Source organism: Campylobacter sp. CH246, from assembly GCF_004378835.1.
Lineage (GTDB): Bacteria > Campylobacterota > Campylobacteria > Campylobacterales > Campylobacteraceae > Campylobacter_D > Campylobacter_D jejuni.
In genome coordinates, this window is sequence record NZ_RYYA01000005.1 from 128,202 (window position 1) to 138,560 (window position 10,359).

Consider the following 10,359-nt stretch of genomic DNA (forward strand, 5'->3'; position numbering starts at 1 on the left):
AATCATGATTGCACGCTGGTTGTTTATTAGTTCAATATTTGTTGTTGCGCTTTTTGGTATTAACTTGAAATCATTTTTTACTTATACCTTTGATGCAAATAAGCAATATGATATGGAAAAAGCGAAGGCTTTGTATTTTCAAAATAAATGCAATACTTGCCATGGAGATAATGCTGAAAAGAGTGTTATAGGATCTAGAATTTTAAAAGATATGTCTCCTGAGGATATTAAAGGAGCTTTGATAGGTTATACTCTTGATAGTAGTAGTTCTACAACAGCTTCTCAAATGGCTTTTTATGCTAGAAATTTAAGCCACGAGGATGTAGATAATATTATTGCTTATATTAAAGGTGGAAATTTTGCACTTGATTTGCAAGTAAAAGACCTTCTTGAAGAAGAACCTGCGCAAAAAACAAAACATAATATATTTCTAAAATAAAATGTAAAAACTATAATTAAAAGGAATGCTATGAAAAAACTAACTTTAACTTTAGGTGTTTTAACTATGGTAAATTGCTTATATGCTAAGGATATTAATATAGGAGTAGTTTTACCTTTAACTGGAACTGTGGCAGCTTATGGGCAAGATGTTTTTAACGGAATTGAACTGGCTAATAAGCTACAGCCAAAACTTTCAAATGGAGATGTTGTTAAACTTATCACAATAGATACAAAAGGAGATAAGCTTGAAACTTCAAATGGAGTTAATCGTTTAATAGCAACAGATAAAGTCCTTGGGATTATTGGTGAAGCTACAACTCCAAATACCATTCAAGCTATTTCTATAGTAGAAGAGAAAAAAATTCCACTAATAGCTCCAGTGGCATCTGGAGATAAATTGCTAGATAAAAAGAAATATGCAAGTAGAGTTTGTTTTAAAGATAGTTTTCAAGGAGATAAATTTGCCACTTATATATCTAAGGATTTAGGGCTTAAAAATGCTGTTATCATTATAGATCAAAGCAATGTTTATTCTTTAGGTTTGGCAAGAGCTTTTGAAAATTCTTTTAAGAATAATGGTGGAAAAATTATAAAAAAACTTGTTATTAATTCAGGAGATAAAGATTTTAGAGCTGTGGTTTCTCAACTTAAGAGTTTAAATCCTGATTTTGTTTATATGCCTATTTATCATCCTGAAGCTGCTTTAATTGCGAGACAAGCAAGACAAATTGGTTTTGATAAACTTTTAGCAGCAGGAGATGGTGTTAACAATCAAACTTTTATAGATCTTGGCGGAAGTGCTGTTAATGGAGTAATTTTCACTGATAGTTTTGATTATAACAATCCATCTACACAATTAGGAAAAGATTTTGTTGCAGCTTATGAGAAAGTTAAAGGAACAAAAGAACTTCCAGCATTTTCGGCTATGGGGGCTGATGCGTATTTTGTAATGTTGAATGCTATGAATGCTTGCGTTGATAATCTTAGCAGCGAATGTATTAATAGCAAAATTCATCAAACTAAAGATTTTCAAGCTGTTGGTGGTGTGATTACCATAGATGAAAGCGGTAATGCCATTCGTTCTGTTGTGATTAAAGAAATTCAAAATCAAAAACAAAATTATAAAACAATTATAAATCCATAATTACTAAAATAAAGGTAGAGAATGAAAAAAAGTTTAATTTTAGCAAGTATTCTAAGTTTAAGTTTAAGTGCTGCGGAAGTCAAAATAGGAGTTGTTTTACCACTTAGCGGAGCTACTGCAGCATATGGACAAAGTGCACTAGAAGGGATTAAACTTGCAAATTCAATGCAATCAACTTTAAGTAATGGAGATAGGGTTTCTCTTGCTATTATTGATACTAAAGGTGATAAATTAGAATCTTCGAGTGGAGCAAATCGTTTAGTTTCTCAAGATAAAGTTATAGGCCTTATAGGGGAAATGGTTACTGCTAATACATTGCAAGTTATGCGCGTAGCAGAAGATAATAAAATTCCATTGATCGCTCCTGCTGCAACTGGTGATAGATTGCTTGATAAAAAAATATATTCTTCTCGAGTATGTTTTATGGATAGTTTTCAAGGTTCATCTTTAGCAAAATATGTTTTTTCAAAACTTAATTACAAAAGTGCTGTTATTGTAGTAGATCAAAGCACTGACTATTCCTTAGGTTTAGCAAAAGCTTTTGAAAAACAGTACAAGTCTAATGGCGGTCAAATTCTTAGAATTTTAAGAGTTAATTCAGGTGATAAAGATTTTAGAGCTATTGTAGCTCAAGTTAAAAGTTTAAATCCAGAATTTATTTTTTTACCACTTTATTATAGTGAAGCTTCTTTATTTGCAAGACAATCAAAACTCGCAGGTTTAAATATTCCTATGGGTTCTGCAGATGGAGTTGCTGATCAAACTTTTATTAGTTTAGCTGGAGATGCAAGCGAGGGTTATATTTTCACAGATAGTTTTGATGCTAATAATCCAACTACAAAATTAAGCAAAGAATTTATCAGTGTTTATGAAAAAGCTAAGGGAACAAAAGAAGTTCCAAATTTTTCGGCTATGGGTGCTGATGCGTATTTTGTAATGCTAAATGCTATGAATGCTTGCGTTGAAAATCTTACTAGTAAGTGTGTCAATGAAAAAATTCACCAAACTAAAAATTATCAAGGTGTTTCTGGTGTTATCAGTATTGATCAAACAGGAAATGCAACTCGTTCTGTAGTGGTTAAAGAAATTAAAAATCAGAAGCAAAATTATAAAGATATTATCAATCCTTAAAGGAAAAATAGAAAGATTATGGATTCTACTTTATTTTTACAACAACTTGTTAATGGACTTAGTTTGGGCAGTATGTATGCCCTTATTGCTGTTGGCTATACTATGGTTTATGGCGTGTTAAGACTTATTAATTTTGCTCACGGCGATATTATGATGGTTGGTGCTTATGCGGCTCTTTTTTGCATGACTAATCTAAATGTTCCTTTTCTAGGAGCTTTGTCTTTAGCAATGATTTTTGCTGCTTGTGTTGGAATAGCTACAGATAGAATCGCTTATAAACCTTTAAGACAGGCTCCTAGAATTTCATTGTTGATTACAGCAATCGGTATTAGTTTTTTCTTGCAAAATCTTTTTAATATGCTTTTTACTTCAACACCTAGAACTTTTACACCGCCAAGTTATTTTGAGGAAAGTGTTAATTTTGGTGGAGTGATAACAACTTATGGTTCTTTAATGGTTCCTGCTCTTACATTTGTTATTTTAATAGCAGTGTTATGGATTTTGTATAAAAGCAAATATGGTATAGCTATTCGTGCTTTGGCATTTGATATACAAACAGTAAATTTAATGGGTATAGATGCAAATCGTATTATTGCTATAGTTTTTGCCCTAGGTTCAGCTTTGGCAGCAGTTGGGGGTGTTTTTTGGGCTGCAAATTATTACTCTGTTGAACCTACTATGGGAACTTTAATAGGTTTGAAAGCTTTTGCTGCTGCAGTTTTAGGAGGTATAGGTTCTGTAGTAGGTGCAGTTTTGGGTGGACTTATTATAGGATTTACTGAAGTTGTTGTTGTGGCTTTTTTTCCAGATTTATCAGGCTTTAAAGATGCATTTGCTTTTATTTTTTTGGTGTTTATATTGTTATTTAGGCCTACGGGAATTTTAGGTATAAATTTTGAAAAGAGTAGGTTTTAATGATGGTTAGAATTAAGGTTTCACATTTAATCTTTTTAATTGCTTCAATTATTTTTATTTTCATTTCTCCTTATATTTTTGGGGACTATGGATTAAACATTGTTAATCAAATTGCTATTTTTATTATTTTGGCTGTGAGTTACAACCTTATTAATGGTGTAACTGGACAATTTTCACTAGAACCCAATGGATTTGTTGCGATTGGAGCTTATGCGGCTGCTTTAGTTCTTTTGAGTGCTGATGCGAAAAATGATCAGTTTTTTTTAGATGGTCCTAGTTCTTTTATTTTAGCCATCCATTCAAATTCCTTTATTCTAGCTTTAATTGTGGCTGGAATTTGTTCATCTTTACTTGCCCTGATTTTGGCTTTTGCTGTATTTCGCGTGAGAGGGGATTATTTGGCTATTGTAACTTTAGGCTTTGGAATAATTATTAAAATAGCTGCTATTAATTTTCCTTCTATTACTAATGGCTCAAGAGGACTGGTAGATATTCCACAATTTTCCACGATCTATTGGACAGGTGGTATTGCTATTGTAGCGGTTATTTTAATTTTAAATATAGTTTATTCTAAATATGGTCGTGCAATGAAGGCTATAAGAGATGATGAAGATGCTGCAAGTGCTATGGGAATAAATACTTTTTGGATAAAAACTTTAGCTTTTAGCACTTCAGCATTTTTAGAAGGTGTAGGTGGCGGACTTTTAGCTTGTCTGTTGACTACCGTATCTCCAACTCAATTTGATTTTTTACTTACTTTTCAGCTTTTGATTATTATTGTTTTAGGTGGACTTGGTTCTACTACAGGTGCTATTATAGGTGCGATATTGGTTATTGGTGGAAGTGAGTGGCTTAGATTTTTAGATGAGTTAAATATAAAAATAGATTCTTTAAATCTTGATATCCAATCAACACCAGGGCTTAGAATGGTTGTTTTTTCTATTGTTCTGATTTTGGTAATGCTTTTTGCAAGAAAAGGCATAATGGGTTATTACGAGTTGAGTGATGTGATTAGAGGGATTAAAAAGCGTTTTAAAAGGAGTGAAAAATGATTTTGGAATTAAAACAAATTTCAAAAAGTTTTGGTAGTGTTAAGGCTATTAATGAAACTTCTTTTAAAATCAATGAGGGCGAAATTTTTGCTTTAATTGGACCTAATGGGGCTGGTAAAACAACTCTTTTTAATATTATAACAGGTAACTATAAACCTAGTTCAGGTTCGGTTGAATTTCTAGGAGAAAGAATTGATCACTTAAAACCTCATAAGATTGTGCATTTAGGAATAGCTAGAACATTTCAAAATATTAGGCTTTTTTCAAGTATGAATGTGCTTGAAAATGTTCTTATTGGTTTTAATAAACAAATGAAATATAATATTTTTGAAGCCTTTTTGCATTTAGGGCGTTTTGGAAAAATAGAACAAGTATTTAAAGAGAAGGCTTATACAATATTAGAAGAACTTGGTATTGTAGAATTTGCCAATGAAAAGGCTACTAGCTTAAGTTATGGACAACAAAGAAAAGTTGAGATTGCAAGAGCAATGGCTACTCAGCCAAGATTATTATTGCTTGATGAGCCAGCCGCTGGGATGAATAGCTCTGAGAGCGATGAACTTGCTGAGCTCATTTTTAAATTACGAAAAGATTATAAAATTAGCGTTTTGCTTATAGAGCATGATATGAAATTTGTCAATAAATTGTGTGATCGTGTATTGGTGCTTGATTATGGAAAAACAATTTTTGAAGGTAAACTTTGCGATGCTGTAAATCATAAAGAAGTAATTGCTGCGTATTTAGGGGATTTTGATGCTAATAGTTAAAGATTTGCATGTTTATTACGGATTAATTGAAGCTGTTAAAGGGATTGATTTTAAAGTGGAAACAGGTCATATTGTTTCTCTTGTAGGTTCAAATGGAGCAGGTAAAACTTCAACTTTAAATGCGCTTTTAAACTCAGTTAAAAGAACTGGTGAGGTTAATTTCTTAGGTTATGATACTAAAAGGCATTTAACTCATACTTTAGTTCAAAAAGGTATAGCTTTAGTTCCTGAAGGAAGGCGTGTTTTTATTAATTTAAGCGTAGAGGAAAATTTAAAAATAGGTGCTTTTAATAATGCTGAAAATTATGAGCATTTAAGAGAGCAAATGTATAAACTTTTTCCAAGACTTGCAAGTAAAAAGCATGCTTTAGCTGGAACATTGAGTGGAGGAGAAGCGCAAATGCTTGCGATTTCAAGGGCTTTAATGAGTGAACCAAAACTTTTGATGTTGGATGAGCCTTCTTTGGGACTTGCTCCAAAGATTGTGGGTGAAGTTTTTGATATTATTGTGCGTTTAAAAGAAGAGGGTATAACTATTCTTTTGGTAGAGCAAAATGCTTATTCTGCATTAAAAATAAGTGATTATGCTTATGTTTTGGAAAATGGTCGCATTGTAATGGAAAACGAGGCTAAAAATTTAATAGGTGATGATGAGATTAGAAAGAAATATTTAGGGCTTTAAAATTTAAAGGAAAAAGAATGAAAAATATAATAAAAAGCATAGGGGATTTAAGAGTTTCGGTTGTATTGTTTTTGCTTTTTGCGCTTTTTTGTGCTTTGGCAACTTTTATTGAAAGTGCTTATGGAACTCCTACGGCTTGGGCAATGGTTTATGATACTTTTTGGTTTGAATATATACAACTTTTACTTGGTATTAATTTACTATGCGGGATGTTTCGTTATAAAATGTTTGGGCTTAAAAAATTACCTTTAATGATTTTTCATATTTCTTTTTTATTTATTTTAGTGGGTTCTGCAATGACAAGATATGCTGGTTTTGAAGGTATTTTACCTATTAGAGAGCATACTCAAAATTCACTTATAGAAAGTTCTAAGACTTCTTTGCGTATTTCTGCTATAAAAGATGGAGAACGCTATAGTGCGGTTAATGATCGTTATATAGGAAATTTGCCTTTTGCTAATTCTTTTAAACTAAAACTTAATTTAGGTGATGATCAAGCTGTATTAAAATATAAAGATTTAATCTTAAATGCTCATTATACTTATAAAGAAAATAATAATTCTGATCCTTTATTGGTTTTGATGCTTTCTCAAAAAGGATCTCAAGGCGTTGATGTTAAATTTGAAAAAGGTGAAGTTAAGAATATAGAAGGGGTTAACTTTGCTTTTATGAATGATAATGTTAAAGCACCTTTTGTAAAAATTGATGAAAATTTAACTTTAAGTTCAAGTGAAAACTTACATTTTCTAAGTATGCTAGATGGACAAAATTTAGACCTTAAAATTGGAGAAAAGGCAAATGCTAAGGAAAGAAGACTCTATGAAATTAATGATATCAGCTTTGTAGTTAAAGTTGCTTCTTTGCACGCGCAAGAAGCTTTAGAAGGTTCCAATAGACCTCAAGATGAAAGTTTTTGGTTATGGTTTAAATCTGCTTGGTTAGAAGTGGGTAGAACTATGTTGATTTCTACTTTTGGCGAGCCTCAAAATTGGAAAAATTCTTTATTATTGCATTTTAAAGATTTTGCCTTAAGTAATGAGAATAAAAACTTAGAATTAACTGGCTCTAATGCTTTGAAATTAGAATTAAGCTATAAAAATGAAAATAAAGAATTTTATATTTTTGAATATAATAAACCTATTATGATAGAACTTGCAGGTCAAAAATTCTTTATTTCTTGGGCACTTTCTTATGAACAATTGCCTTTTGATATTTATTTAAGAGATTTTGTATTAGATCGTTATCCAGGTTCTATGTCTCCAGCGTCTTATGCAAGTGAAATTACTGTAAAAAATAATAATGAAAATTTTGATTATAGAATTTTTATGAATAATGTTTTAGATTATGATGGCTATAGATTTTATCAAAGTTCTTATGATCAAGATGAAAAAGGGACTGTTTTATCTGTAAATAAAGATCCGGGCAAAATACCAACTTATATAGGTTATTTTCTGCTTTGTCTTGGAATGTTTATGAATTTTTTAAATCCACATTCTAGATTTAGAACTTTGGCAAGATTAATTAATAAAGACACTTTAAAACATACAAGTGTGATTATTTTTATTTTATTGTTATCTTTTGGTTCTGAAAAGACTTTTGCTCAAGATTTAAATTCGACCTTACCTGTGGTAAATACTAATCATGCTAAAGCTCTTGCCACTTTAATAGTTCAAAAATCAGCAGATGGAAGAATGGTGCCTTTTGATACACTATCAAGAGAAATTTTAGAAAAAATTCATCAAAGTGATAGCTATAAGGGTCAAAATTCTAACGCTGTTATGCTTTCCATGCTCGTTGATGTAGATAAATGGCAAATGGAACCTTTTATTTTAATGCCACAAAATCAAGCAGTTCGTGATGCTATTGCAAATATTTTAGAAATTCCTAGCGCTAAATATATTTCTTATAAAGATTTCTTTGATGAGAATAACCGATATAAACTTCAAAAATATGTTGAAAATGCAAATCGTAAAAACCCAAATGCAAGAGGAGTTTTTGATAAGGAAATTATAAAACTAGATGAAAGAGCTAATGTTGTAAATTTAGTTTTTAGTGGTGAATTATTTAAATTTATTCCTGTTCAAAATAATCCAAATAATGTTTGGCTTGCACCTTTTTCTGCTGTAACTACTCTTAAGGGGGATGAAGGGCATATTGTTTTGGCTTTAATACAGAATTATTTTAGTGCCGTGGAAAATGCTTTTAAAGATGGTAATTGGACTAGAGCTGATGAAGGTTTGAAATTTATCAAAGAATATCAAGAAAAAATAGGATATAAAGTCATGCCTAGTAAAACCAAGGTTGAAATGGAAATTTTTTCTAATAAGGCTGAAATTTTCGTTAAACTCGCTCCTGTATATTTAATTGCGGGTTTTTTACTTTTGATTCTTGTTTTTTCTAAAATGGTTGTACCGAATTTAAAAATCTCTTTTATATTTAAAGTGGTATATGTTTTAAATGTTTTAGCTTTTGTAATTCATACAGTAGGTCTTGGACTTCGTGCTTATTTATCAGGTCATGCTCCGTGGAGTAATGGCTATGAAAGTATGGTGTATATAGCTTGGGCATTGTCTTTGTCGGGTATATTTTTCTCTAGAAAAAGTCCTATAGCCTTGTCATTAACTTCTATTTTATCCGGTGTTGTATTAATGGTTGCACATTTAAGCGAAATGAATCCGCAAATTACAAATCTTGTTCCTGTGCTCAATTCTTATTGGCTTAGTATTCATGTATCTGTTATTACTGCTAGTTATGGATTTTTAGGACTTTGTGCCTTACTTGGTATATTTACACTGTTCTTAATGTGTTTTCTTAAGAAAGATGGAAAATATAATCTTAATATTTTGAGAAATATTACAGAGGCTACAAGAATTAATGAAATGGCAATGATTTTTGGACTTTGTTTGCTTACTGTAGGAAATTTTTTAGGTGCAATTTGGGCAAATGAAAGTTGGGGGAGATATTGGAGTTGGGATTCTAAGGAAACTTGGGCTTTAGTTAGTATTTTGGTTTATGCAGCAATTTTGCATCTTAGAATGATTCCAAAATATTGTAATCAATTTGTGTTTGCTTTATGGAGTATGTTTGCTTATTGGGTTATTATTATGACTTATTTTGGAGTAAATTACTTTTTAACAGGACTTCATTCTTACGCTGCAGGCGAAGCGGCTCAAATTCCTGATTATGTTTATTGGGGATTTGCATTGATGGTGGTTTTAGCTCTTTTTGCAAGAAGGAAGCGAAATTTTGTGGGCAAACTTTAAATGAGCCATATTTTTTTGGTTATTTTTTGTGCTGCTTTAGCGCTTTTATTGTTTTTAGCCATGATTGCTTATCTTATTACAAGTGATGGCAAAAAAACAATTAAAAAGCAAAAAACTAGCCAAAAGCAGCATGTAGCCGAAAAGACTAAAAAATTTGATACAGACTTAGATAAAATGATAATTGCTGCTTCCGATGTTAAGCTAACAGATATTGAATTAAAAGAACTTGCCAAACTTTATGTGCAGACACATAAACTTGGTTCAAAAACTTCTAAAGAATTAGATGAAGCAACAAAAAAGAAACTAGAATTTATTTCTGCGTTGGCTGCAAATATTAATGCAAGTGCACAAACTGTAAGTTACTTAAATAAAGAACTTAAGAAAATTTCTGGATCTTACAAAAAAGAAATTGATGCTTACGAGCATATGGGATTAGCTAAAAGAAAAATTAAAGAAGGTAAATAATATGGTGCGCTCAAGAGGACTGTGATTTATAGTGAAAATACCTAAAATAACATACTTTAAAAATTAATAATACAAATAACATATACTTTAACATATACTTTTTAAAAAATAAAATTTTTAAAATATAGAAATTCAATAGAAAGGAGATAGGCTTGGTTAAAAGTTTGTTTGGTAAGCCAAAGGGAAATTATAGCTCCCCTTTAAAAAGGGGAAATCAAGTATTAATAACACTTGACAACTATTATACATAATAGTATAATAATTACCATAATTTTATTGGACAATTTAATCACAGCCATTAATGCCAAAGGTAGCCACCTTTGGCATCTACCTTTTATAATTATACCAAACAAATTCTTTGACTTCTTAATACATTTTATTTATGATTGAATCTTATCTTTTAGCATAAGCAAGAAAAATATAAATTAAAAAATAAAATAAATCAATAGAAAGGAAGATAGGCTTAGTTAAAAGTTTGTTTGGTGCAAGCCGCAAGGGA

General features: G+C 30.9%; 9 protein-coding genes. All 9 read left to right on the forward strand.

Annotated features, from left to right (window positions below; genetic code table 11):
- The first annotated feature begins 4 nt into the window (after positions 1-4).
- From ELQ06_RS05425 to ELQ06_RS05465, 9 genes are read left to right on the forward strand one after another with little or no spacing between them, the layout of a single operon-like run.
- Positions 5-439, forward strand: coding sequence for a c-type cytochrome (locus ELQ06_RS05425; protein ID WP_052793802.1), 435 nt, complete (start codon positions 5-7; stop codon positions 437-439).
- Positions 440-469: 30 nt separating this feature from the next.
- Complete coding sequence (locus ELQ06_RS05430; protein ID WP_052793803.1) at positions 470-1,585, forward strand: ABC transporter substrate-binding protein; 1,116 nt, start codon at positions 470-472, stop codon at positions 1,583-1,585.
- Positions 1,586-1,606: 21 nt separating this feature from the next.
- Positions 1,607-2,716, forward strand: coding sequence for an ABC transporter substrate-binding protein (locus tag ELQ06_RS05435; protein WP_052793804.1), 1,110 nt, complete (start codon positions 1,607-1,609; stop codon positions 2,714-2,716).
- 18 nt (positions 2,717-2,734) lie between these two features.
- Complete coding sequence (locus ELQ06_RS05440) at positions 2,735-3,631, forward strand: branched-chain amino acid ABC transporter permease (protein WP_002852952.1); 897 nt, start codon at positions 2,735-2,737, stop codon at positions 3,629-3,631.
- Complete coding sequence (locus tag ELQ06_RS05445) at positions 3,631-4,683, forward strand: branched-chain amino acid ABC transporter permease (protein ID WP_052793805.1); 1,053 nt, start codon at positions 3,631-3,633, stop codon at positions 4,681-4,683. The genes ELQ06_RS05440 and ELQ06_RS05445 overlap by 1 nt, the downstream gene beginning before the upstream one ends.
- Positions 4,680-5,450 (forward strand): ABC transporter ATP-binding protein, encoded by a 771-nt coding sequence (locus tag ELQ06_RS05450; RefSeq protein ID WP_052793806.1) that lies wholly within the window; start codon positions 4,680-4,682, stop codon positions 5,448-5,450. Before ELQ06_RS05445 ends, ELQ06_RS05450 begins: the two co-directional genes overlap by 4 nt.
- Positions 5,437-6,132: an ABC transporter ATP-binding protein gene (locus ELQ06_RS05455; RefSeq protein ID WP_052793807.1), complete on the forward strand. Its 696-nt coding sequence runs from the start codon at positions 5,437-5,439 to the stop codon at positions 6,130-6,132. The genes ELQ06_RS05450 and ELQ06_RS05455 overlap by 14 nt, the downstream gene beginning before the upstream one ends.
- A 17-nt stretch (positions 6,133-6,149) precedes the next feature.
- Positions 6,150-9,395 (forward strand): cytochrome c biogenesis protein CcsA, encoded by a 3,246-nt coding sequence (ccsA, locus tag ELQ06_RS05460; RefSeq protein ID WP_052797697.1) that lies wholly within the window; start codon positions 6,150-6,152, stop codon positions 9,393-9,395.
- 15 nt (positions 9,396-9,410) lie between these two features.
- Positions 9,411-9,860, forward strand: coding sequence for a hypothetical protein (locus ELQ06_RS05465; RefSeq protein ID WP_079460096.1), 450 nt, complete (start codon positions 9,411-9,413; stop codon positions 9,858-9,860).
- Positions 9,861-10,359: the final 499 nt, after the last annotated feature.